Origin of the sequence: Dysgonomonas sp. 521 (assembly GCF_010501055.1) — a bacterium.
In the GTDB taxonomy this organism is placed as follows: Bacteria; Bacteroidota; Bacteroidia; order Bacteroidales; family Dysgonomonadaceae; genus Dysgonomonas.
Map to the genome: position 1 here is coordinate 76,862 of NZ_QVMO01000002.1, position 22,379 is coordinate 99,240.

The 22,379-nt window shown below is 36.5% G+C and carries 26 protein-coding genes; 13 read left to right on the forward strand and 13 right to left on the reverse strand.

Annotated elements, in window-relative coordinates; translation table 11 throughout:
* Positions 1–221: 221 nt before the first annotated feature.
* The 11 genes from D0T84_RS22505 to D0T84_RS01345 all read left to right on the forward strand — a co-directional run bounded on the left by D0T84_RS22505 (position 222) and on the right by D0T84_RS01345 (position 9,832).
* Complete coding sequence (locus tag D0T84_RS22505) at positions 222–377, forward strand: hypothetical protein (protein WP_221413107.1); 156 nt, start codon at positions 222–224, stop codon at positions 375–377.
* Positions 377–1,369 (forward strand): conjugative transposon protein TraJ, encoded by a 993-nt coding sequence (gene traJ, locus D0T84_RS01300; protein WP_163305123.1) that lies wholly within the window; start codon positions 377–379, stop codon positions 1,367–1,369. The genes D0T84_RS22505 and traJ overlap by 1 nt, the downstream gene beginning before the upstream one ends.
* A gap of 126 nt (positions 1,370–1,495) precedes the next feature.
* Positions 1,496–2,119: a conjugative transposon protein TraK gene (traK, locus tag D0T84_RS01305; RefSeq protein WP_163305125.1), complete on the forward strand. Its 624-nt coding sequence runs from the start codon at positions 1,496–1,498 to the stop codon at positions 2,117–2,119.
* 12 nt (positions 2,120–2,131) lie between these two features.
* The gene (locus D0T84_RS01310) at positions 2,132–2,407 is read left to right on the forward strand and encodes a TraL conjugative transposon family protein (RefSeq protein ID WP_163305127.1); all 276 of its coding nucleotides are present in this window, start codon (positions 2,132–2,134) and stop codon (positions 2,405–2,407) included.
* Entirely contained in the window at positions 2,391–3,701 is a 1,311-nt protein-coding gene (gene traM, locus D0T84_RS01315) for a conjugative transposon protein TraM (RefSeq protein ID WP_163305129.1), read from the forward strand. The genes D0T84_RS01310 and traM overlap by 17 nt, the downstream gene beginning before the upstream one ends.
* A 44-nt stretch (positions 3,702–3,745) precedes the next feature.
* A complete protein-coding gene (traN, locus tag D0T84_RS01320; RefSeq protein ID WP_163305131.1) occupies positions 3,746–4,708 on the forward strand; it encodes a conjugative transposon protein TraN in 963 nt (320 codons plus the stop codon).
* 29 nt (positions 4,709–4,737) lie between these two features.
* Positions 4,738–5,328: a conjugal transfer protein TraO gene (locus tag D0T84_RS01325; protein ID WP_185155669.1), complete on the forward strand. Its 591-nt coding sequence runs from the start codon at positions 4,738–4,740 to the stop codon at positions 5,326–5,328.
* A gap of 11 nt (positions 5,329–5,339) precedes the next feature.
* Positions 5,340–5,792, forward strand: coding sequence for a DUF3872 domain-containing protein (locus D0T84_RS01330; RefSeq protein ID WP_185155670.1), 453 nt, complete (start codon positions 5,340–5,342; stop codon positions 5,790–5,792).
* 727 nt (positions 5,793–6,519) lie between these two features.
* Positions 6,520–8,697: a TonB-dependent receptor gene (locus D0T84_RS01335; protein ID WP_163305135.1), complete on the forward strand. Its 2,178-nt coding sequence runs from the start codon at positions 6,520–6,522 to the stop codon at positions 8,695–8,697.
* A complete protein-coding gene (locus D0T84_RS01340) occupies positions 8,698–9,495 on the forward strand; it encodes a cation transporter (RefSeq protein ID WP_163305137.1) in 798 nt (265 codons plus the stop codon).
* Between the two features lie 7 nt (positions 9,496–9,502).
* Complete coding sequence (locus D0T84_RS01345; protein ID WP_163305139.1) at positions 9,503–9,832, forward strand: YnfA family protein; 330 nt, start codon at positions 9,503–9,505, stop codon at positions 9,830–9,832.
* 35 nt (positions 9,833–9,867) lie between these two features.
* On the opposite strand, the gene D0T84_RS01350 is transcribed toward D0T84_RS01345, so the two are convergent.
* The 3 genes from D0T84_RS01350 to D0T84_RS01360 are packed head-to-tail and all read right to left on the reverse strand — an operon-like array spanning position 9,868 to position 10,927.
* A complete protein-coding gene (locus D0T84_RS01350; RefSeq protein WP_163305141.1) occupies positions 9,868–10,050 on the reverse strand; it encodes a hypothetical protein in 183 nt (60 codons plus the stop codon).
* 11 nt (positions 10,051–10,061) lie between these two features.
* Positions 10,062–10,649 (reverse strand): hypothetical protein, encoded by a 588-nt coding sequence (locus tag D0T84_RS01355; RefSeq protein WP_163305143.1) that lies wholly within the window; start codon positions 10,647–10,649, stop codon positions 10,062–10,064.
* A gap of 11 nt (positions 10,650–10,660) precedes the next feature.
* Complete coding sequence (locus D0T84_RS01360; protein ID WP_163305145.1) at positions 10,661–10,927, reverse strand: hypothetical protein; 267 nt, start codon at positions 10,925–10,927, stop codon at positions 10,661–10,663.
* Positions 10,928–11,380: 453 nt separating this feature from the next.
* Here D0T84_RS01360 and D0T84_RS01365 point away from each other — a divergent pair, with 453 nt between their 5' ends.
* Positions 11,381–11,947: a hypothetical protein gene (locus tag D0T84_RS01365; protein ID WP_163305147.1), complete on the forward strand. Its 567-nt coding sequence runs from the start codon at positions 11,381–11,383 to the stop codon at positions 11,945–11,947.
* 50 nt (positions 11,948–11,997) lie between these two features.
* Here D0T84_RS01365 and D0T84_RS01370 read toward each other — a convergent pair whose 3' ends face one another.
* The 7 genes from D0T84_RS01370 to D0T84_RS22730 all read right to left on the reverse strand — a co-directional run bounded on the left by D0T84_RS01370 (position 11,998) and on the right by D0T84_RS22730 (position 17,477).
* Positions 11,998–12,492 (reverse strand): 3'-5' exonuclease, encoded by a 495-nt coding sequence (locus D0T84_RS01370; protein ID WP_163305149.1) that lies wholly within the window; start codon positions 12,490–12,492, stop codon positions 11,998–12,000.
* A gap of 86 nt (positions 12,493–12,578) precedes the next feature.
* Positions 12,579–13,100, reverse strand: coding sequence for an ORF6N domain-containing protein (locus D0T84_RS01375; protein ID WP_163305151.1), 522 nt, complete (start codon positions 13,098–13,100; stop codon positions 12,579–12,581).
* A gap of 1 nt (position 13,101) precedes the next feature.
* Complete coding sequence (locus tag D0T84_RS01380; protein WP_163305153.1) at positions 13,102–13,518, reverse strand: hypothetical protein; 417 nt, start codon at positions 13,516–13,518, stop codon at positions 13,102–13,104.
* Between the two features lie 5 nt (positions 13,519–13,523).
* Positions 13,524–14,753, reverse strand: coding sequence for a site-specific integrase (locus D0T84_RS01385; protein ID WP_163305347.1), 1,230 nt, complete (start codon positions 14,751–14,753; stop codon positions 13,524–13,526).
* Between the two features lie 662 nt (positions 14,754–15,415).
* Positions 15,416–16,702 carry a type II toxin-antitoxin system HipA family toxin gene (locus D0T84_RS01390; RefSeq protein WP_163305155.1) on the reverse strand — a complete coding sequence of 429 codons (1,287 nt, stop codon included), beginning with the start codon at positions 16,700–16,702 and terminating at the stop codon, positions 15,416–15,418.
* The gene (locus D0T84_RS01395; protein ID WP_163305157.1) at positions 16,696–17,052 is read right to left on the reverse strand and encodes a helix-turn-helix domain-containing protein; all 357 of its coding nucleotides are present in this window, start codon (positions 17,050–17,052) and stop codon (positions 16,696–16,698) included. The genes D0T84_RS01390 and D0T84_RS01395 overlap by 7 nt, the downstream gene beginning before the upstream one ends.
* A gap of 251 nt (positions 17,053–17,303) precedes the next feature.
* On the reverse strand, positions 17,304–17,477 hold the full coding sequence (locus tag D0T84_RS22730) for a HipA domain-containing protein (protein ID WP_280646991.1): 174 nt from the start codon (positions 17,475–17,477) through the stop codon (positions 17,304–17,306).
* A 91-nt stretch (positions 17,478–17,568) separates the two neighbouring features.
* Between D0T84_RS22730 and D0T84_RS01405 the strand changes: the two genes are divergently transcribed.
* Entirely contained in the window at positions 17,569–19,260 is a 1,692-nt protein-coding gene (locus D0T84_RS01405) for a hypothetical protein (RefSeq protein WP_163305159.1), read from the forward strand.
* On the opposite strand, the gene D0T84_RS01410 is transcribed toward D0T84_RS01405, so the two are convergent.
* From D0T84_RS01410 to D0T84_RS01420, 3 genes are read right to left on the reverse strand one after another with little or no spacing between them, the layout of a single operon-like run.
* Complete coding sequence (locus D0T84_RS01410) at positions 19,244–20,260, reverse strand: hypothetical protein (RefSeq protein WP_163305161.1); 1,017 nt, start codon at positions 20,258–20,260, stop codon at positions 19,244–19,246. The two genes, D0T84_RS01405 and D0T84_RS01410, sit on opposite strands and share 17 nt — an antisense overlap.
* Positions 20,220–21,131, reverse strand: a complete 912-nt coding sequence (locus D0T84_RS01415; RefSeq protein WP_163305162.1) for a glycosyltransferase family 2 protein — start codon at positions 21,129–21,131, stop codon at positions 20,220–20,222. The genes D0T84_RS01410 and D0T84_RS01415 overlap by 41 nt, the downstream gene beginning before the upstream one ends.
* 12 nt (positions 21,132–21,143) lie before the next feature.
* The gene (locus tag D0T84_RS01420; protein ID WP_163305163.1) at positions 21,144–22,124 is read right to left on the reverse strand and encodes a tyrosine-type recombinase/integrase; all 981 of its coding nucleotides are present in this window, start codon (positions 22,122–22,124) and stop codon (positions 21,144–21,146) included.
* Between the last annotated feature and the right edge of the window lie 255 nt (positions 22,125–22,379).

A 22,379-nucleotide genomic window follows, 5' to 3' on the forward strand; every position in this document is an offset into this window, starting at 1 on the left:
TAGTTAAAAAGTGCGTATATTGATGGTAACAGGGTGTTACCAATATACAGACAAAAAGAAGCACTTTAGCGGTTCACCATCAAGTAACCAATAAAGTGCTTTATTTATAGCGGTTTCGGAGCGTTTTTACACCAGACGTTTACCAGTGTTTTACCAATGTGGTGTTACCAATGCTTTCACATAAACACCTATTAATAAACATTTTCAGTCAAAACATAAAAGTGCGTGGATTGTATTGCCCCTCAAGGAACTACCGCAACCTTGTGAAATACTACACCAATAAAAATATTGGGGTTTCACTGCTTCGGGCGAAGAAAAAGAATGATACCGACCGGGTAATGTCATTGTATGGTAACGAAAGCGAAAGATACTGGTAATGACGTTTGACAATCTACATCAGATACTTCAAAGCCTCTATGCCGATATGATGCCGCTTTGTGGCGATATGGCAGGAGTAGCCAAAGGGATTGCCGGATTGGGTGCACTGTTCTATGTGGCTCATCGGGTCTGGCAATCCCTTTCCCGGGCTGAACAGATTGATGTGTACCCTCTGCTTCGTCCTTTTGCTATCGGTCTGTGTATTATGTTCTTCCCGACTATTGTATTGGGTACTATCAACGGAGTGCTAAGTCCCATCGTGCAGGGAACAAACAAAATGCTGACTACCCAGACTTTTGATATGAATACCTATCGGGCACAAAAGGACAAGTTGGAATATGAAGCTTTGAGACGTAATCCCGAAACTGCTTATTTGGTAGACAATCAGGTTTTCGATGAACAATTGGAGCAGTTGGGCATAATGGATGCACCGCAAATAGCAGGGATGTATGTCGAAAGGGGAATGTATTCATTGAAGAAAACCGTGCAGAATTTCTTTCGGGAGTTGTTGGAACTCTTGTTTCAGGCTGCTGCATTGGTTATAGATGTCATACGAACCTTCTTTCTGATTGTGTTAGCCATACTCGGACCGATTGCTTTTGCCCTTTCAGTCTGGGATGGCTTTCAATCGACTCTCACGCAATGGCTGACACGCTATGTTACAGTCTATCTCTGGTTGCCTGTCTCGGATATATTCAGTTGTATTTTGGCTCGCATTCAAGTACTAATGCTGCAAAATGATATTACCGAGTTGCAGAACAATCCTGCCTATTCAATAGATGCTTCTAATGCGGTGTATATCGTGTTTATGCTGATTGGCATCATCGGATATTTTACTATACCGAGTGTGGCAGGGTGGATCATTCAGGCAGGAGGTATGGGTAATGTAGGTAAGAATGTCAACTCGACCGCAACCAAAGCAGGAGCACTTGCCGGAGGTGGAGCAGGGGCAGCCGCAGGAAATGTTGCCGGAAAGCTAATGGGGCGGTAGGTCCTCAATATGTAAATTAATTAATGTGCCGATGTGCCAATAAAATAAATCCCAATATTGGCACATTAGCATATTTTAACTACACTACGTTCCGTCGAACGTTGTTTCACATTAATAAATTAGAAAATGGAATTTAAGTCATTAAAAAATATAGAATCCAGTTTTAAGCAGATACGTCTGTTTGGAATGCTGTTCTTGGGCTTATGTGCTATCATTACGTGCTATGCCGTGTGGAGTGCATACAACTTTGCCGAAGAGCAACGCCAAAAGATATATGTGTTGGATGGAGGTAAGTCGCTGATGCTTGCTCTGTCTCAAGACCTGTCTCAGAACAGACCTGTTGAAGCGAGGGAACACGTCAAGCGGTTTCACGAGCTGTTCTTTACACTGTCTCCCGATAAATCTGCTATTGAAAGCAATATACAAAGGGCATTACTATTGTCCGACAGATCAGCTTTCAATTATTACAAAGACTTGGCAGAGAAAGGCTACTACAATCGAATCATCTCGGGAAATATCAACCAAACGATAGTGGTGGATAGTGTCAATTGCAGTTTCGATACCTATCCTTACAATGTGGCGGTACACGCCCGAATGATGATTGTCCGTGAAAGTAATATTACCGAACGAAGCCTTGTAACCCACTGTAAACTTTTAAACTCAGTCCGCTCCGACAACAATCCGCACGGATTTACTATCGAAGGCTTTGAGATTAAAGAGAATAAGGATATTCGGGTGCTGAACCGCTAATCGTATTCGTGTATGAAAGAACGAATCAACGAAATCGGCTATTGGTTTGAAGACAAACTGAAAGCCCTATGCGGAGAGATTACTCCCGATAAGCGATTGACGGTTATTCTGATTATGCTCTTGGCATTTACACTACTCAACCTCTATTTCACATTTACCACCATCAAAGATTGGGGTAGAGAAGAAGAAAAGCGGGAGCAGATGAAGATAGAGCATATCAAGCAATTGGATATTGAAAAGTCTACTAACAATTATTTTAACGAAGAAGAAAATGAGCGATACGAATAATACAAACGCTGCCCTGAGGCAGAAAGTAAAAAAGTATGCTGTCTTTGCTTTTGCAGGAATCCTCTGTGTGGCTTCGGTTGTATTTATATTCAGACCATCGGAAGCCGATATAGAAAAAGAAAAGCAGGGATTAGGTTTCAATGCGGATATTCCCGATCCGAAGGAGCAGGGCATTATCGGCGACAAGAAAGATGCCTACGAACAGGAGCAGATGAAGCAAAAGCAAAATGACCGGATGCAATCCTTACAGGATTATGCTTTTATGCTTGGCGATGCAAAAGCCAATAATGATGAACTGAATCTGTTGGAAGATGCAAAACCCACTCAGCGAGAAGTCGTAAAAAAGCAGACTCCCATTACAAACTCTGTTTCTGCCTATCAGGACATCAATAAGACGTTAGGCAATTTCTACGAACAACCGAAAGTCGATCCCGAAAAGGAAGAACTGAAACAGAAGTTGGAGCAATTAGAAGCGAAGATGAATGATAAGGACAGCAAGCAATCCGCTATGGATGAACAGTTGGCTTTGATGGAGAAATCCTACCAAATGGCTGCCAAGTATATGCCACAGGGTCAGAATCAAGGCGATCCGTCCCAAAGTCAGACATCCAACGAAAGCCTGAGCAAACGGATAGCGAAAGGATCGGTCGGTAGTTCCAATAATGGAAAAACAAAGATTACTCCCATCAAGCAAGTTCGGGAGCAAACAGTATCGGCATTGGCTCAGAATATCAGTAATGAAGAACTGTATCAGCAATACGATCAAGCCCGAAATTTCGGATTCAATACGGTTGGCTCTAAAGTCCTGTCCTCTGATAAAAATACCATTGGTGCAGTGGTACACGATGACCAGACCTTGATTGACGGGCAGACAGTTCGCCTTCGGCTGACTGAACCCTTAGTAGCAGGCACAAGTGTGATTGCTGAAAATTCCATTATTACGGGAGTAGCCAAAATACAAGGCGAACGGTTGGAGATACTTATCACATCGTTGGAATATCAAGCGGAGATTATCCCTGTGGAAATGACAGTTTTCGATACCGATGGGCAGCGTGGCATCTACATCCCCGGTTCGATGGAAATGAACGCAGTCAAAGAAATTGCAGCGAATATGGGAAATAGTGTCGGAACGAGCTTTACGATGAATCAGAGTACAGGGCAGCAGATAACCTCCGATCTGACTAAAGGCTTGATGCAGGGAGCATCACAGTATATGACGAAGAAAATCCGGCAAGTGAAAGTAAATCTTAAATCGGGATACAGACTCTATCTACTGCCGAAAGAAAACAACTAAAGGTCGTTGACCTATTTATTTACAATTAAATTAAAAGAATACAGATGAGACACTCAATAATTATAAGTGTAATGTGGCTATTGGCAAGTGTATGCCTTCATGCCCAAACGGAAACAGAAAGCTATCAGGAAGAACTGCAACAAGTGCTCAAACCCTCTTCGGGAGATTATTACGAAGGCTTAACCAAGAAAATAACCTTCGATCGGATGATTCCTCCCTATGGGCTGGAGGTAACTTTCGATAAAACGGTGCACATCATTTTCCCATCGGCAATTACCTATGTGGACTTAGGTTCAAACAATATCATTGCAGGAAAAGCAGGAAACTCGGAGAATGTGATTCGGGTAAAAGCGACTATTCGGAATTTTGAGACGGAGACCAATATGTCTGTCATTACCGAAGAAGGAAGTTACTATACCTTCAATATCAAATATGCGGATGAGCCTGAGAAGCTAAATATTGAGATGAAAGATTTTATGCACGATGGTATCGCAACCAATCGTCCGAATAATGCACAGGAAATCTACCTGAAAGAACTTGGGAGCGAATCTCCTCGCTTGGTCTACCTTATCAACCGCTCTATTCATCAGAATAACGAACGCTTTGTTAAACATATCGGGAGCAATCGCTTTGGTATTCAATATCTGTTGAAAGGAATTTATACACATAACGGATTGCTGTATCTGCATACTCAAATCAAAAATTCATCCAATGTGCCTTTCGATATTGACTTTGTGCGGATGAAAGTAGTTGATAAGAAAGTAGCTAAACGCACCGCTATTCAGGAAACGGTTATACAGCCTTTGCGAGCATTCAATTTTATCTCCAATGTGGGCGGAAATAGTATCGAGCGAACCGTATTTACCATTGATAAGATTACCATTCCCGATGACAAGCAATTGGTCATTGAACTCTTTGAGAAGAATGGCGGTCGTAATCAGACGTTTATCGTAACCAATGCCGACTTATTGAGTGCCAAAGAGATTAACGAACTAAAAGTCAAGTAAAGGTCTCAGACCTTTGTATTAACGCATTTATGAGAAAAACAATGTATAGAATAATAGTATTAATCACGTTGTGTCTTGTCCTGATCGGGCAGGCACAAGCTCAACGCTACTTACCGGGACAAAAAGGTTTTCAGGTTACAGCCAGTGCTGTGGATGGCTTTAATCTCAAAAATGGAGACAAACAAGCCTTTGCTGTTGGACTGGCGTTCTCCAACTATCGAAACTTTGGCGACCATTGGGTATTTGGTGCTGAATATCTGCAAAAGAAGCACGCCTACAAAGATATACTGATTCCTACGGCTCAGTTTACGGCAGAGGGTGGCTACTTTTTGAATTATTTTGCCAGTCCCCGAAAGACCTTTTTATTTTCGATTGGCTTATCAGGAATGGCAGGGTATGAAACTGTGAACTGGGGAAAGGAACTACTTTACGATGGCTCTACCATAGAAAACAAGGATGCTATTTTGTATGGTGGGGCGTTGACTTTGGAGATAGAAGCTTTTCTTTCGGACAGAACAATCCTGCTGATTCATGGCAGGGAGCGATTGTTGTTCGGCTCATCTATCAATAAGATCCATCTCCAAGTGGGAGTGGGTATAAAATTTATCATTAACGACTAAAACTGTAAAATATGAAAATGATACATATCATCAGAAAATCTGCATCTTACCTAATATATACGCTATTGTTGGCAGCAATAGCGTGTGCCTGTAGCGATAATCTTGATATTAAGCAAAGTTATGAATTCAAAGTTACTCACTTGCCTGTCCCGAAGAAACTCAAAGTAAATGAGACTGCTGAAATTCGTTGTCAGTTAGAGCGTTCGGGAGAATATGAAAATACAAAATACTATCTGCGGTATTTTCAGCCTGATGGAAAAGGGGAACTGAGATTGGATGATGGGACAATATTCCTGCCGAATGATACTTACGAACTGACAAAAGAAATGTTTCGCTTATACTATACTTCTCAGTCGGAAGATCAGCAAGTGATAGATGTATATTTCTCGGATAATTTTGGAAATGAGTTTAAATTGTCATTTGCTTTTTCCAATGATAATGCCGATAATCCATCGGAAGAATGAGTTGGTTGATTGCATGGTTGATATTTGAAATGGTAATGCTGGCTTGCTTTGCTTACGGCATTTATACTGCTCCGAGTGATGTGGAGTTGTGGAACGAGGAGGTGGAATAGAATACATCCTTTATTGTAAAAATAAAAAGTCAGAGAGAACTTATCTCTTTGACTTTTTTGTAAAAAAGCACCAGTTTCTAAATCCATAATATAGAATCTATCTTCAAAGAATGTCCAATTCATAAATGATATTAAAGGGATTTATATATCTTTGTAGCATGAAATATTTATCTCTCATATTAGCTATAAGTGTGTTGCTGCTATCAGTAATGCCTTGTTGCATTGAGGATAAATGTATGTCTGTATATACTGAAACTGTGGAGACAGAAAATACTATCTGCAACAATACCAGCGATGACTGTTCCGATAAAACGTATGATTGCTGTTCTCCCTTTCTACATTGCAATACCTGTTCCGGTTTTCCCGAAGCTCGTCACTACAAACCTTTAAGAATAGTCACTAACTTAATCGCTGATTGCGAATCAGTATATATAGTAAGAGACAATCTTCCCGATATTATATCTTCAATCTGGCAACCACCACAAGCATAACTAATATTTGATTTACAGGTCATAATAAAATATGTCCTGTCTTATTTACTATTTACGATAATACATTCTTTGTAATATCGTAATCCTCATATCATTTATAGTTGAAGATTTAAAACAAGAATCATAATGAAAACAAAAATTATACTGATGCTATTTTTAGCATTTAGCCTTCCCAATATATTCGCACAAAATACACTCAAAGTCAAACTGATAGACTGCGAGACAAAAGAACCTTTAATCGGTGCGAATGTCGTACTTCAAAACACAACAAACGGAGTATCTTCCGATACTGAAGGATTAGCCGTACTTTCCAATATTCCGAATGGTAATCAGAAAATTGAAATTACTTATATGGGGTATGAAAAGACTATCAAAGAATTTACATTCCCGCTGGCTTCCGATGAGCCTATTGTTATCAAGGTCGAACCTGACGAAGAAACATTGCAGGAAGTAGTTGTTTCTTCAACAAGAGGAACACGCACTTTCAAAGATATTCCGACCCGAATAGAATTTATAAATACCGAAGAATTAGGCGAAAAAGGAGTGATGAAGCCCGGGGACATCCGTATGTTGCTGAATGAAAGCACAGGTATTATGACACAACAAACATCCGCCATATCGGGTAATTCGTCCATCCGCATACAGGGTTTGGACGGTAGATACACTCAAATATTAAAAGACGGTTTTCCTGTATTCTCGGGTGCTGCGAGTGGATTAGGTTTGTTGCAGACACCTCCGCTCGATTTAAAGCAGGTAGAGATAATCAAAGGTTCTTCTTCTACCTTATACGGTGGTGGTGCGATTGCGGGACTGGTAAATCTCATATCAAAAACACCCGAAAAGGAAAGGGATTTTTCGATACACCTGAACGGGACAACAGGCAAGGGGCTTGATGTAAATAGCTTTTTCGGTCAGAAATTCAATAAAGTGGGCACTACTGTATTTGCATCCTATAACCGTAACTGGGCTTATGACCCGTCAGATGTAGGTTTTACCGCCATACCCAAGTTTGACAGATTTGTTCTGAATCCGAAACTATTCCTGTACCTATCAGAAAATACGGACTTTAATCTCGGCATAAATTCTACTATCGAAAACCGTCTGGGTGGAGATATGGAATACGTAAAAGGTAAAGGAAGTGATGAACATTCTTATTTTGAGAGGAACAAGACACAAAGACATTCGAGCCAACTTACATTCGGACATCGGTTCGATGAACAGAATAAACTCAATGTAAAGAACAGCGTTACTTATTTCAGCCGTAAGATAGAGATTCCCGATTTTACTTTTGACGGCGAACAGCTATCCTCTTTTTCGGAAGTATCCTATGTCCACACAAAAGAAAAGACAGAGTGGGTAGCCGGTGCGAATGTATGGACGGATAAGTTTACCGAAGAAAAACTGACAGATTTCCCTTTGCGTGATTACAACATGACTACTTTAGGCTTGTTTGTTCAGAACAATACGAAGATAACGGACTGGATGAACCTTGAAAGCGGATTGCGTACCGACTATGTAACTGATTACGGTTTTGCAGTTCTACCCCGCATATCTTCACATTTCAAGATTACAGAGAAATTTTCATCCCGTGTAGGTGGCGGGTTCGGATATAAAGCACCTACCATCTTTTCGGAAGATAGCGAACGCATCCAGTTTCAGAATGTCTTACCGATTAATGACGATAATAATAAACTGGAAAGAAGCTATGGGGCAAATGTGGATTTTACTTATAAAACAGGATTGTTCGGTGACCAAGTATATCTAAGTATAAACCAGTTATTCTTTTATACTTACCTGAAAAATCCGCTTGAACTGCAAGCTGCGGATAATAACCGTTGGCTGTTTTATAACATAGACGGTCATGTGGATAGTAAAGGGGCTGAAACCAATATGAAAATAAAGTATAAGGATTTCGGTTTATTCCTCGGATATACTTATACGGATGCGAATGTAAAGGAAGACGGCAGGAGCTACCAAAAAAACCTTACACCAAAACATAAAATTAATTCTGTTTTGATGTATGAGGTAGAGGACAAATGGAAAATCGGATTGGAAGCCTATTATACAGGTAAACAAAAACTAAATGACGGCAAAACAGGACAAGATTACCTTATCTGCGGATTAATGATGCAACGGATTTGGGAAAAATTCTCGATATATGCTAACTTTGAGAACTTTACCGATAGACGGCAGACAAGGTTCGATACCATTCATACAGGTTCTATGACTAAACCCGAATTTCGGGATATTTACGCACCGTTGGACGGTTTTGTCCTGAATGCCGGGATTATAATTAAATTGTAAATGAAAAAATCAATTTTTAAAATTGAACAAATGGATTGTCCGAGTGAGGAAAACCTCATTCGGATGAAACTTCAAAACATAGAGGGTATTGCCAAACAGGAATTTGACCTGAAAGGCAGAATATTGACCGTTTACCATACAGGCGACTATCAAACAATCGAACAACAGCTTGCTACCTTGAATCTCGGTTCACGCTTTGTTGAAAGTTCAGAAGCAACAGGAAAAATTCAGGCAGAGGAAGATAACAAGCAGCGTAAAGTCCTTTGGATTGTACTGGCTATTAACTTTGGCTTTTTCCTGATTGAAATGTCAACGGGTATCATATCTAAATCTATGGGATTGATTGCTGATAGCCTTGATATGCTTGCCGATGCTTTTGTATATGGATTAAGTTTGTTTGCTGTCGGTGCAGCCGTAAGCCGTAAGAAACGCGTTGCTATGATTTGCGGATATTTCCAGATACTTTTGGCTGCTATTGGCTTTATTGAGGTAATTAGGCGGTTCATTGGTGCAGAAAAAATGCCTGTCTTTCAGACAATGATAGGCATATCCATACTTGCCTTGATTGCTAATGTTATATGTTTACTGTTACTTCAAAGGACGAAAAGCAAAGATGCCCATATTCAGGCAAGTATCATCTTTTCATCCAACGATGTTATAATAAATGCAGGGGTAATTCTTGCAGGATTTTTAGTGTGGCAGTTAAATAATCAGATCCCCGACCTTATAATTGGTAGTATTGTATTTCTTATTGTTATAAGAGGGGCGATAAGGATTCTCAAATTAGCAAAAACATAATTAAATAATGGAAATAATCAGGTCAATATCAATATTTATAGTAGCAGGTATTTGTGAAATAGGAGGTGGGTATCTTGTTTGGTTATCTGTAAGAGAAGGTAAGCCTGTGTGGTATGGAATAATAGGAGGTGCAATTCTTGTTCTTTACGGATTAGTAGCAACATTGCAAGCATCTAATTTTGCAAAGGTTTATGCTACTTATGGCGGATTCTTTATCGTCCTTTCACTCTTGTGGGCTTTTGTATTTGATAAATATGTTCCGACTAAGTATGATGTTATAGGAGCTTTGATAGCGTTGTTGGGCGTTTGTATTATATACTATTCTCCAAGATCATAAATTAGATTCTATTTCATAAAAAACGGACTGATTTCTCAGTCCGTAACGTTTTGTATATCTTTCAGTTCTTTCCATCTTGGCACATACCAACTATCCCGATAATTATCCCCAATCAGATTAAATACTCCACTCAATCCGCTTCTTTCTGCAAACTGTTTAGCTTCCAATATCCTATCGAACTCGCCCAATAGCCTGAATCCTATATATAATCTGTACATATCTGTCTGTTTTAAAATAATTCCAACTGTACAAGCTTTCTCCCTGTAACCGTGTCGAATAATTCCTTCGCTTGCTTCAAAACACGAGCAGTATATTTATCTTGGTCTACTTTTTTGAGTTTATCCATTAACTCCTGCAAAGCAGATATTAAACAGCTTTTTCTGTTATCAAATATTTTGCCCCATACACCTAAGCCATAACCGCCTCCGCTGGTATTACATGAGTAACTCGTTCCATAAGACCATTTGCCGTTGATACCTCTACCGATTGTGATATGATTCATTACTGCCCATCCGTCCCGATGTGGAAACTCAAAATGTTCTAGATCTAAAAAATGAGGTCTTTCCAGCCATCCGTATTCATTGAACTCAACATCTGTAAATCCAAATAAGAGATGCTGATCGTATTCACGTCTGTTCATTAATAGTTGTCGGGCTGAGTTGCCAAAACTCTCATATTCGGCTATTACTTCTGTATTATTCAGCCATAATGCCTTTAGGTACTTAGCTGCATAGGGACGTTCTTTTTTCATAAGACGTAAATCTTGTATTTGAGCCAACTTTTCGTATTTATCAAGATTCTTATAATTGTTTTCCATGATTTTGAGTTTTAGAAGATGAATAATACGATAAGAGAAATTATTGCTATCAGAAATAGGATAGACAAAAGAGAAAAGATAATTTTCAGAGACAATCGAATGATACCAAATACACTACGGACAAGTATATAGACTCCAATTACAGAGACAACCGAGATACCCACTTTGTAGACGAACCATGCACCAATCATCAGCAAAGCTATTCTCAAACCCATTTTTATGTTAATTCCTGAGGTGAGGGAGCTTTCTTGTTTCTTTATTTCGTTTCTTATATTCATGACCTTTTTTTTGCGGCATCCTTTCGGAGTTAGGAGTTTCTTGTTTCGTAGGGCAACAAATGGTATTGTGATTTTAGATAGGCATGTTTTTTCGGAATAAATACGCTCGCCCGATAGGGAATGAGGAAGATTTGTTTTGAAAACCGCAGGCTCGAATATGAATATCTAAAACACGATTATACCTTTGCTCTATGAACAAGATTCCCGAACTCGAAAGAATACCTCAGATTTGGGGAATGAGTATAAGAAATGGAATCTGAATCTCTATTTATAACATATTCTATTGCTATAATTTATGTACTTTTGTTTTATGTCTGAAAACCATATTATCAAGCAATCGAAGAACTTTGATTTGCCCATTCAGAAGAAAAGAAACGGAGAATATAAAATACCTTCGGGAGGAATGGTTCATTCTGAAATATTTATTTTTGCTAATAATTCAAAACACAAATTATGAATAAAATCTGTATTTTTTTGATAATACTATGTACCTGCTTATGTTTCTCTTGTAAGTCTAAAAAAATAGTATATGATAACTCTACCAAAGAAACAATCTTCAAATACAAAATAAAATATTTAGCCTATAGTGATGAAACTATTTATTCTTTTAAGCACTATAAGTTTGGCGTTAATTATGGAGCTATTAATCAGGCAGTAATCACAAAAGAGGCTTGGGTGTTAAAATACTGTACCCCCAGATCTTTAGGAGATGTCAATCGAGTAAAAGAGAGAAATAGTTGGTATTTGGCAGAAAGAAAAGCATTATTAGCAATCCCTTCAAATATGAAAAAAAACGACAAAAAATTCTTAAACGACAATCTTGATAATCTTTTTGAGGCCTATGACAAACTATATAATGATGTGGAAACCTTAAACGATTATATAGAAAATTCTGAATATTTAGAAGATAAAGACCTTTCACATGTAACGACATTGAAAAATGCTATTGACAATGGGATAGAATTATTCAATAAGTATAATGATTACATTATCTCTAAATTGGATAGTTGTCTCAAATAACTGATTTTTGTACAATGGAAAAGTTATCTGTTTCTTTTGTTTCCATTTTTTTATAACAATTGCAAAGCAACTTTTGCACAGGCTTCCGCATCAGCCAAAGCATTATGATGATTCGTTAGTATATAGCCACAATCTTCGGCAACCGTATGTAGTTGATGATTGGGCAAATGTTTCAACTGGCGACGTGATGCAGCCAATGTGCAATAGAATATATAATCGGGATAATCCATCCGATAAGTACGAAAGACGGCTTTTAGACAAGATTCATCAAAGCCTTTGTTATGAGCGACCAATGGTAGATTTTCAATAAGCGGCTCAATCTCTTGCCAGACTTCCGAGAATACTTTTGCATCGGCAGTATCTTCGGCAGTCAAGCCATGAACTTGACTATTGCCGTAACAATAGTAATTTGGTTCGGGCTGAATCAGACTATAGAAACGCTCTGTTATAATACCATTTCGTATTACAACAATACCCACACTGCACACGCTGGATAGTTCCTGATTAGCTGTTTCAAAATCTATGGCTGCAAAGTCTCGGAGCATATATCAATTTATCTGTGATGCAAAAATAGCAAAAGCCTCTTACATTTGATTGTAAAAGGCTCATTATAAAAGATAAATTGTAATAACTATTCTTCTTCTCGTACGAACCCAACTCTCTTTCGTGATTTATTCTCCAATTCTTTGATACTTGCCAATTCCGTCAAGGCCTGATATACTTCGTTAAATTGCATATTTGTTTCGAGCATAAAGTTTTCCAATCTCTGACTGAGTTCAGCATACCCCAAAGCATATTGACGAAGAGCGACAAAGGCTCTCATAATCGAGATATTGATTTCAATAGCTATTTTGCTTCGTAGTACAGATGAAAGCATAGATACTCCTTGCTCCGAAAATGCAAATATTTTAGATGCTCCAATATTATAACCGGAGGGTATCACAGATTGTGATACCCCTGTGTTTATCAATTGAATAGCTTCTTCATTGGTCAATTCAAACATGAAATCGGACGGAAAACGCTCAATATTTCTTCTGACCGCTTGTTTCAAGGCTCTGGTTTCTACCTGATACAATTCTGCCAAATGAAAGTCAATCATTATTCGTAAGCCCCGAACTTCAAATATTTTGTTTTGTATTACCTGTAATTCCATATTAATTCAAAGTTTTAAGTGAATGTTTTCTTGTGCTCGTATTGAATATCACAATAACTTCATGGCTTTTATGTCCCTGACTATACTCCCGAAAAGCATTCAGCACCCATTCCCGAAATGCTTTTGTATAAAGTGATTGAATACGAAAACTCAAAAAGATAATCATTTGGAGATTGTAATAGATGCGAATATATTCTCCGGTATCTTTTGTATATCTATATTCCTTTGTTACCTCATCTTCTCTTAATAGACCATCTTTGAAAATAGCTTTAAGATGTTTGCTGATTGTTGGAGAATACACCCCGAACAAGTCAGCTATCTCATTTATTGTCATCCATACTGTACCATCTACAATTTTCACTTCAATAATGGGTTTACCAGTTTCTATATCTGTAAATGTTATATATCCTGTTTCCATAGAGCCTATTTATTAATGTATTTCCGTCTTTTATAGTTTTTAGCCAAGCTATCCATATCTGTGCTCAGCTTCTGATCAACTATCTTCGCATAAATCTGAGTAGTCCGAATGTCTGTGTGCCCGAGCATTTTTGATACCGTTTCAATAGGTACTCCATTGGCGAGCGTAACGGTCGTCCCGAAACTGTGACGTGCTATATGACAGGTGATTAGCTTATTAATTCCGCAGATTGTAGCAATTTCTTTCAAGTATTCGTTCATCTTCTGATTGGAGCAAATCGGGAATAATTTTCCATTGGCTTGTTGCCCTCTATACTTCTCTATAATTGCTAATGGAATTTCGAGTAAACGGATATTAGAAGGTACGCTTGTCTTTTGGCGTTTAGTCATTACCCATTGATGTCCATCAAAAGCAGTTTTGATATTATCCTCTGTCAACTGTGCCACATCAATGTAGCTGAGCCCGGTGTAACACATAAAAATAAAGATGTCCCTGACTTGTCCTAACCGTTCGGTCAGAAACTCCTTCTTGTAAATAATGTCAAGTTCCTCTTGGGTAAGTATCTCCCGAACGACTTTGGTTGTACGAAACTTGAAGCTACCGAAAGGATTAATCTTTATATCTGCTCCGGTGTTCTTGATGTAGTAGAATACGGCTCTGAATCGTTGGATAAACTTCAAAGCGGTATTATTACTGCAATTATGAGTGCTCCGAAGAAACAGAAAGAATTTCTCTACAAATACAGGCGTTAGTTCAAATACAGGGATGTCCGATAGATTATATTCTGCTTTTAGGAACTCTTGCAAACGAAGCATAGTCAACTTATAACGATTAGCTGTTATCTGAGAGGTATCTTTACCAATCTTCAATACATAGAACTCATTATGCTCGGCAAAATGCTCCAACAGCATCTTTCTTCTGTCTGAATCGACTCCGAGTATAATGTTCTTAATCTTTTCGGGCAGAACATAGCCGTACTCACTCAGATGCTTATGATATAATTCATTTGCCTTTGCACTGATGGCTTCTAACAAGCGATTAGTATTCATTGCTCCTGCACTCTTGCCAACTGCCTTTCCATTCTTGGTATCCCACAGTTCGGGTTTGATTTGTAACTTGGAGCTGAATTGCACTTGCTCCCCATTTACCGTAATTCGGACCATAATCGAAGAATTACCGGATTTATTCACTTCATTTTTTCGGAGATAAAACAACACACGAAAAGTAGACTTCATAACATTCATAACGCATAAATTTTTAGTGTTCAAAACTATTGTTAATTGTTAGAAGTCAGGCGGACAAACGACTGCCAATTTGCGACAAATGAGAATATTACACTCTAATTCGTTACGGTTTTTGTCTTTCGTGAAATCCGTAACGATTCCGTAACGAATGACTGTCCAATATTGGCATTTTGATGACTGATTATGTCTTAGAGAGGAAATAAAAAACTCCCTAAGAATCTATCTTAGAGAGTTTTGTCTTGGTTTGTCAGAAATAAGTCGCTTATTTGCTGATCTTTAAGTGATCCCGCTGGGTTCACAATCTTTATCTCGTAATCATCGCATAACCAATTATTTACAATAATCTAAAAAATAGATGGTAACGAATTGGTAACGATTTAATTTTATCCTTTTTTATCTATTCTGACTTCATATTGTCCGCTAAACAATACAGGTTCAAATCTACACATAATTAACCGACTATCCAAATCTTTGATTGTGAATATTCTAAGCTTTTGTGTAAAGTGCAAGCTTATCTATATATAGATACTTGCACTATACACAAAGAAATGACTCGTTTCTTAGCTAGATCTTCATTTCTTTATCAGTCAAGTCGAATAAGAGATCTTTCGATGACTAAAAAGAAGGCATCTCACTTTTAAGACTTAAAATTATTATTCCCATTTGAGACGGAGAGTTGCGCCTATGGCCTTTACTTGGTTTTCAGGAATACCAATTTCTGACGCAATTTTACTCCATTGAGAGACAGATGATATAACTTCTTCAATAATTTCCTCTGCTTTTTTAATATTCATTGAACGTGCTACTTCTATTAAATCTGTTTTTGTAAAATTATCACTTTTACCGTTCACTGACATTTGATGGCGGGAGGTAAATTCTCCTGTGGGATTGTAAGAATAAGCCATATCATAAGCCGGAGATAAACTCCATTGCCCTTGTTGATTCATAAGGAAAGAGAAATTCTTAGTATGGTCATCCTGGTTACGAGCTACAATATTAAAAATCATTCTTCTGTATACCTGTTCAGCTGCTGAATATGGAAGGCGTAAGGTGCGCATAGTTTGAAATAGCTGTTCATAAGAATAAACCCCGGGAGTATTAAAATCAAAATGTGTTAAACCGCATAAGGTTTGCATGTGGAGTTTTTCTTTTCCTCCAATCCGGTCAAAACGCCTTGTCATAAAATGCGCCCTGCCGTTTTCTTCCATCAAACGGCAGTCGGTCATCTCTATACCGCAACCAATAGCCATTTTATAGTAGGCATATTCTATTCTCCCATAATGGCTGGGATCTCCCAATTTGTTATTTGTCACGCCATCCAGCTTGATCAGCCAATGGGTAAAACCTTCAGGAGCATTCAACTGGCCGGACCTGACCTCATTTGTTTGTTCATTATATGCAATAACTGCTTTTGCCCTGGCTCCTCCGGCAGATGTTCCTACTTTCATTATCTGTAGAAGTTCGGACTCATTTCCTTCCAGGCGTATATCCAGTTTTTCTTTATTGCTTATGGCAATACGTGCCGCTTCTACCAGTCCCTCCAATTCTATTTTTGTTGAAACATTCGATATTACCTTTTCAGCAGGTTCGAACTCAAGAGCTCCCATACTACGTTTGCCCTGATACAATAACCTCTCTATTGGATTATATGAATCAGGATTGCGTCCCTGTTCGGCAAGCCATCTATTAATAAGAGCATTACCAAAATTATCGGGTAAAGAATCGGCTAGCATTCCGGGCAAGCCTTTAAATGTCTGAGGGTTTAATTCAGGGAAAGAAAAAATATATTGTTCCTGAAGCGGCATCCTTAATGGTGATACTTCAAGCCCTGTTTTTATAAAAGTAGGAGCATATTCAAAACTGGCGTTCTGAGTGCCGGGATTCCATAATACAACTCCAACTAATTTTCCCCATAGTTTTACATTAGCAAATTCTACCATTCTGATTCTTCTTTATTGTTTTTTAGATTGATTGTTCCTGAGGCGCGTTTGCGCATTTTTCCTTTCAGTTTGGCAACCTGTATAGGGCTAACCAATGCCTCTGAAATAAAATGATTAAGTAATTCAAGCTTTTCTAAAGATCTCAATAACTGTACGAAACTCTTCATGGAACCACTTCCTTTATTTTCAAAGTCACTGATTGCACTCCGCGAAAGACCGGACAACTCGCTTAACTGCTTCTGAGTATAATTTTTATTTAGTCTCATCTGCTTAAGCTGCTTTCCCAGATTCACAAGTATATTTTCATCACTGTTTGTATAACTAAATATAATGTCTCCTTTTTCAGTCATAACTTTCAAATTATTTATTTATAAAGCAAATATACGACATTAAATTAATTAATGCAATAATGATGTGTTTTTACGTCATTGATGTATTATATTGTAATTTATGAAGCAGGTTTAAGTCATTATGTGATATTGGCTCATTCCTTTCCCTGATGTGCCAATATCTTTTTCTATGTTGGAAAACTTTGCTAATAATCTAAACTGCATTTTTCATTTTAGCTACTGACTAAAAACGGTTTCGGGCTGTACTCCTTTCATTCGCCGTTTATCAGTTGGAAAGAAAAATTCTTCGCATGGTCGTCGCGGTTTTTATTCATCGCATCAAATATCATTTGTCGAAAGAGAGTATGTAGCTTTTTATGAACAATAGGATGGATTTGGCTGGCAATAAAAAATATTATCAGCCAAATGTATACAAAAACAACCACATTTGGCTGATGATAAACAGAAATACTTTATGAGAATTTACGTATTCCAAATATAAATGTTAAATTCGCGAATAACTGATAACTATAAATTATGAGCGGTATAGACACTGATTTTTTTAATGAAACTCAAGAAGGTTTTACTATCTATGTGGTAGAGCAACGTTTCGTTGTAGGAAGAGGTAGTGATTTTTTTAAAACTTTTCGTGGCAAAAAAAATATGATTACAACATCTGGGGAGGTGAAAAAAATCAAATCAAAAATATATCAATGGATTGGTAAAAATATCTCCAATATTACAGATCTAATGACTCATTGCTTTTTTACAAATATAGCAGTCGACATACCTCAAATAATCAATAATCTTGCTAAATTATTTTCTGTTCACGAACATCAAGCTGCTGGACCTGAAATAATAGACCCAATTCTTATTCAAGAAGGCAATGTAACCAATAAAGATCTCGCAGAATTAATATCTCTATACAAAAGTAGTATCCTGCGCCCTGTGATAGTTATACTTTTAAAAGATAATGATTTTGATAGAGCAAGAACTCTATTATCTCTTTGTCCTCATGGGATATTAGTTAAAATGATAAGAAATGATGGTTCCTCAGAATTGGACAAGATAATCAACACTGGGGTTGAGGATGTAGAATCATTTATTGATATATTTACGCGACAATGTTTTAGCGCTTGCTCTAAGACTGCTAGGGGAGTTTTGTATAATAAAGAGTGGGCAGAAAACTCTATCGTTAAATTATATGCTCCATCAATTTTGAGGCTCAGGACAAATCTCTTGTACGATCTAAAAGATAATGTAAGAGAAGATGTTTGCGACATTATTAAAAGATTACAAAACGAAGTTGAAACTAGTCATAGAAATAATGTACTAACGCATAGTTTTAGCTGTATGTCTAAGTTATTTCGAGTTTATTGTAATGATTATGGAGGGCAAGACATACAAGACGCATTGGATATCGCAAAATATATAAATAACGATATTTTATCAGCTCACGTTTATCGTTATGCGCATTTTATGAAAGACGTAACTCTTCATGAAAAGAATCTATATCTATCAAAAGCACAAGAAATATTTTCAAAAAATGGAATGGAAGATCATATGGTCTACTGTATGAATAATGAATTAACTAATCAGTTTTATACCGATCAGATTGGCATTAATCAATTTGAAGCAATGAAAGAAACAGCATTGTTTAATGTTCCTGGTTTAGTCGGAATGTCAATTATTTTAAATAATGTTGGTGTTGCTTATTTATATTCAGGAAAACTCGAACTAGCCATTGATATTTTGAATAAAGCAAAAGATTATGCAAAAACTGAAAATCGAGTGACACAAGAACTTGGTATTTTATGCAATTTAATGGTCGTAAAAGATTATTATGGAGAAGATATTAATGAAAAAGAAATATACAGTGTTTTGAGAAGGATATTCGACCATTTCGATATACAAAAAGGTGCTTTTTTATCTGCAAATTATATTACAAACATTATTGCAATTTCACTAAAATATAAAGGTCTATTATCTACCCTTTTTGATGAATTTGAAATATCCGATGTATTAAATAATGCCTTAAAACCCAACTTGCTTGGAGTTGGATCTTTAAACCATCAACTATATAAACTGACAAACAAGCATTCGGAATTAAAAAAACTCTTTAGTTATGATGTTTTATCTAATTCAAATATGCCTAAAACTTCAGGCATAAGACAGCGATTTATTTCTAATAACGGAATGAATCCGTCAATATTCAATGCTTGGTTGTAAGTGCTATTATTGAATTGGATAGTATAAAACCAGTCAGCGAAGAATTTGGCGTATCTTCTCTATATAATTGTAGACATTCATTCATTGATGAATTATAATCCAAATATTCTAAAGAGTTATGAAAATTAATTCCATTTCTAATGGTTGGCATGGGATTTATTTCCAAAAAAAAGACTCTATTAAAGGGGATATTATTTATAATTTGAGTTAATTCATCAAAAGATTTACAATAAATACGAGTATCTATCCTGCAAAATGTTTGGATGAAAAAAGATTTTGCTAAATCAACACATTTTTCTTTTGTAACATGATCAATAAAAGCGATTTCTTTTTTATAGCCAGAATGATGTTCTTTTTCTTGTTCTCCAAGAAACCATTGAGTGTCTCTATTATCCGGAATGTATAATATTCCAGGTAATACTTCTAATTCATTTGTTAATGGATTATATAAAATAGGAATGGTTAAGTCGAAGCCTTGTATAAATTTTTGATATGTGTAGTTCGTTTCAGTTTGTCCAAAACCCTTTTTAACTCCACAGCTGCTGCCAAGATTACATAATCTAAAAATCCCATTTGAATCTGACGAATCTATTTCTTCTGGAACATTGAATCCTTTAGCAAATGCTATCAAATTCGATAAAATCTTATTTTCTCCAGAGACAGCTGTTAATGTGTCGCAAGGTATACATGGAATGGCTAGAAACCCGCAAATACTAGGAACTAAGCCGAGCATAGATAGTTCACAATTTCCAGCGTTCAAATTGACAATAAAATCAAGAGGAGGTAAAGATTTATTAAAAGCTTTGTATGCAAATGTTCTAACATCTAATATGTATGGAATGCACCCGATTTCTTGTATTGCTTTTAGCCAATCGGATATTACATCAGATCTCCAAACATCATAATGTTCTGAACCAGGTGAGGATTCTCCTTCAAAAGAGTATATGATGCCAATAAATTTACCTCTGATACTTTTGCGTTGGTTTAGATAATTGTTCATTTTTAATGATTTTATACCCAATAATCATCGAATAGTATTGTAAATAACTGAGAATTTGGTGAGTAATACCATTCATTTTTGGTTTATAATATTTAGGTTTTCTTTCTATTTTCCATTTTCTTTCTAAGTGTCTATTTCCTGAACCATATCTAACAAAACGTTTGATAAACCTACGCATACCTCCTTCAAAATCATGAACTATAATGCTATGAGGAGCATATGATATCATGCCATGCTTAAATAGACGAATACTAATATCAACATCTTCAGCTGCAATAAAAAAAGATTCGTCAAAGCCATTTATTTTGCATAGTGCTTCTTTATAGACGAGTGAGTTGGCTGTTACTATATGCATTGGTATATTTTCCAACTTTTTATATTTACATGGAGGTGGAGTCAAACTTCCTTGAGCTTGATAAAAATTAGATAGTATATTGTTTTTATATGGAATAACACTTCCATTATAAGCAATAGAGCCATTTTGGTCAATTAAATAACCATTGAGAGTATTAGGCGTAGCGATGCAATCATCATCACAAAAACATATCCATTTACCCTTTGCTCTACTTATTCCGACATTTCTTGCAGCAGCAGCTCCACGCCTTTCACAAACAAATATATGTATAGGTATTTTTGAATTTGCAAAGTTCTTTATATTTAGAGATGGATTAGATAAATTATCAACTACTATAATTTCTAAAGGTAATTCACTTTCGTTTTTCCCACTTAGAAAAGAATATATGAGTCGATTCAAGTTCTTTTGATTATTGAAAGCTGGAATAACTATAGATATATCGTCAATCCTTATGGGATCTTCAATAATGATACGTTCTACTTCAAATAAGGTTGTATATTTTTCCAGATCCCTCATAATTTATAGTTATCAACCATTCCCAGCTAGTTGAAGTTTTCTTCTAGGATGTTTGGTCGATAATATTTTTTTCTGTTTACTGACGTTTACATGAGTGTATATTTGTGTAATAGCAATAGAGCTATGGCCTAACATATTTTGAATGTATTTTATATCTACATCTTCCTCTAAAAGTAAAGTGGCAAAAGTATGCCTGAATGTATGTGGTGTAATGTGTTTTGTTAATCCGGCTTTACTCACATAGGACTTTACCATCAATCTGACAGATTGCGTAGATAAAGGAAGACCTAAGCGATTTATGAAAAAATAAGAATCTTGTTTTATTTGATTTTTATGTAATTGGTAGTAGCGTTTAATTATAGACATAGTTTCAGTTTGGCATATTTGTATCATACGTTCTTTACTCCCTTTACCGAAAATCTTCACAACTCCATTTTTTAAGTTAATATCCTGAATCTTTAAATTACAAACTTCTGAGACTCTCATTCCTGTCGAAAATAAAATTTCGATAATTGCTAAATTTCGTACTTGTGCTTTATATGTATATCGTTCTGTATAGCTATTGTTTTCAAATTCTTGGTACATAATGGTTAATATTTTTTTCACTTCATTCAAAGTCATTACAGAAGGAAGGAGGTATGGCTCTTTCAAGCGAACTTTAATTTTTCGAAAAGGATTAATATAATCATCATCTTCATATTCTAAATAATTCAGCATTGCTTTTAATGAAGCAACTTTACGCTTTATCGTTTTTGGTTTGAGGTAAGAAATTTCTTGGAGGTAATTTTTCAGAGTGTCTTTAGACATACTTTTGAACTTTTGCTCATCATTAGTCCCTTTTATATATACTGCAAATTGTTTCAAGTCCGTAGAATAAGCTCGTAATGTTTTTGAATTCAAGTTTTTTTCGAATTGACAGTGGAAAATAAATCCTCTAATAACCTCATTTACACTCACATCCTGAGTATTCTCACCTAAACTTCTAATATCCATATTTTTCTTGTTTTAATAATTACAATGCGAAGAAAAGTATAAATGGTATGGAATTCAAACTGCACTATGTATTTGCAAGATGATTATATAAATGACCACAAAAGCAGAGTATTTCGGATGTAATTATGAATTTATGCAGAAGGAAGACGAAGCTGCATATAGTTCAATGCATAACATTAAATCAATAGCATATCGTATAAAAAATTATTATTTCAATTGGATAACCTTGACATTTTGTTGAAATAACTTAGGTTC

What these genes read in the sequence shown, in the direction of transcription:
- D0T84_RS01380 (WP_163305153.1), bottom strand. Translation starts at nt 13,518, where the DNA reads ATGGAAACAGGATATATAACATTTACAGATATAGAAACTGGTAAACCC.
- traJ (WP_163305123.1), top strand. Translation starts at nt 377, where the DNA reads ATGACGTTTGACAATCTACATCAGATACTTCAAAGCCTCTATGCCGAT.
- D0T84_RS01390 (WP_163305155.1), bottom strand. Translation starts at nt 16,702, where the DNA reads ATGGTAGAATTTGCTAATGTAAAACTATGGGGAAAATTAGTTGGAGTT.
- D0T84_RS01340 (WP_163305137.1), top strand. Translation starts at nt 8,698, where the DNA reads ATGAAAAAATCAATTTTTAAAATTGAACAAATGGATTGTCCGAGTGAG.
- D0T84_RS01405 (WP_163305159.1), top strand. Translation starts at nt 17,569, where the DNA reads ATGAGCGGTATAGACACTGATTTTTTTAATGAAACTCAAGAAGGTTTT.
- D0T84_RS01355 (WP_163305143.1), bottom strand. Translation starts at nt 10,649, where the DNA reads ATGGAAAACAATTATAAGAATCTTGATAAATACGAAAAGTTGGCTCAA.
- traN (WP_163305131.1), top strand. Translation starts at nt 3,746, where the DNA reads ATGAGACACTCAATAATTATAAGTGTAATGTGGCTATTGGCAAGTGTA.
- D0T84_RS01385 (WP_163305347.1), bottom strand. Translation starts at nt 14,753, where the DNA reads ATGAAGTCTACTTTTCGTGTGTTGTTTTATCTCCGAAAAAATGAAGTG.
- D0T84_RS01325 (WP_185155669.1), top strand. Translation starts at nt 4,738, where the DNA reads ATGAGAAAAACAATGTATAGAATAATAGTATTAATCACGTTGTGTCTT.
- D0T84_RS01350 (WP_163305141.1), bottom strand. Translation starts at nt 10,050, where the DNA reads ATGTACAGATTATATATAGGATTCAGGCTATTGGGCGAGTTCGATAGG.
- D0T84_RS01310 (WP_163305127.1), top strand. Translation starts at nt 2,132, where the DNA reads ATGAAAGAACGAATCAACGAAATCGGCTATTGGTTTGAAGACAAACTG.
- D0T84_RS01375 (WP_163305151.1), bottom strand. Translation starts at nt 13,100, where the DNA reads ATGGAATTACAGGTAATACAAAACAAAATATTTGAAGTTCGGGGCTTA.
- D0T84_RS01330 (WP_185155670.1), top strand. Translation starts at nt 5,340, where the DNA reads ATGAAAATGATACATATCATCAGAAAATCTGCATCTTACCTAATATAT.
- D0T84_RS01415 (WP_163305162.1), bottom strand. Translation starts at nt 21,131, where the DNA reads ATGAGGGATCTGGAAAAATATACAACCTTATTTGAAGTAGAACGTATC.
- D0T84_RS01370 (WP_163305149.1), bottom strand. Translation starts at nt 12,492, where the DNA reads ATGCTCCGAGACTTTGCAGCCATAGATTTTGAAACAGCTAATCAGGAA.
- D0T84_RS01345 (WP_163305139.1), top strand. Translation starts at nt 9,503, where the DNA reads ATGGAAATAATCAGGTCAATATCAATATTTATAGTAGCAGGTATTTGT.
- D0T84_RS01335 (WP_163305135.1), top strand. Translation starts at nt 6,520, where the DNA reads ATGAAAACAAAAATTATACTGATGCTATTTTTAGCATTTAGCCTTCCC.
- D0T84_RS01420 (WP_163305163.1), bottom strand. Translation starts at nt 22,124, where the DNA reads ATGGATATTAGAAGTTTAGGTGAGAATACTCAGGATGTGAGTGTAAAT.
- D0T84_RS01410 (WP_163305161.1), bottom strand. Translation starts at nt 20,260, where the DNA reads ATGAACAATTATCTAAACCAACGCAAAAGTATCAGAGGTAAATTTATT.
- D0T84_RS01365 (WP_163305147.1), top strand. Translation starts at nt 11,381, where the DNA reads ATGAATAAAATCTGTATTTTTTTGATAATACTATGTACCTGCTTATGT.
- D0T84_RS01395 (WP_163305157.1), bottom strand. Translation starts at nt 17,052, where the DNA reads ATGACTGAAAAAGGAGACATTATATTTAGTTATACAAACAGTGATGAA.
- D0T84_RS01360 (WP_163305145.1), bottom strand. Translation starts at nt 10,927, where the DNA reads ATGAATATAAGAAACGAAATAAAGAAACAAGAAAGCTCCCTCACCTCA.
- traM (WP_163305129.1), top strand. Translation starts at nt 2,391, where the DNA reads ATGAGCGATACGAATAATACAAACGCTGCCCTGAGGCAGAAAGTAAAA.
- traK (WP_163305125.1), top strand. Translation starts at nt 1,496, where the DNA reads ATGGAATTTAAGTCATTAAAAAATATAGAATCCAGTTTTAAGCAGATA.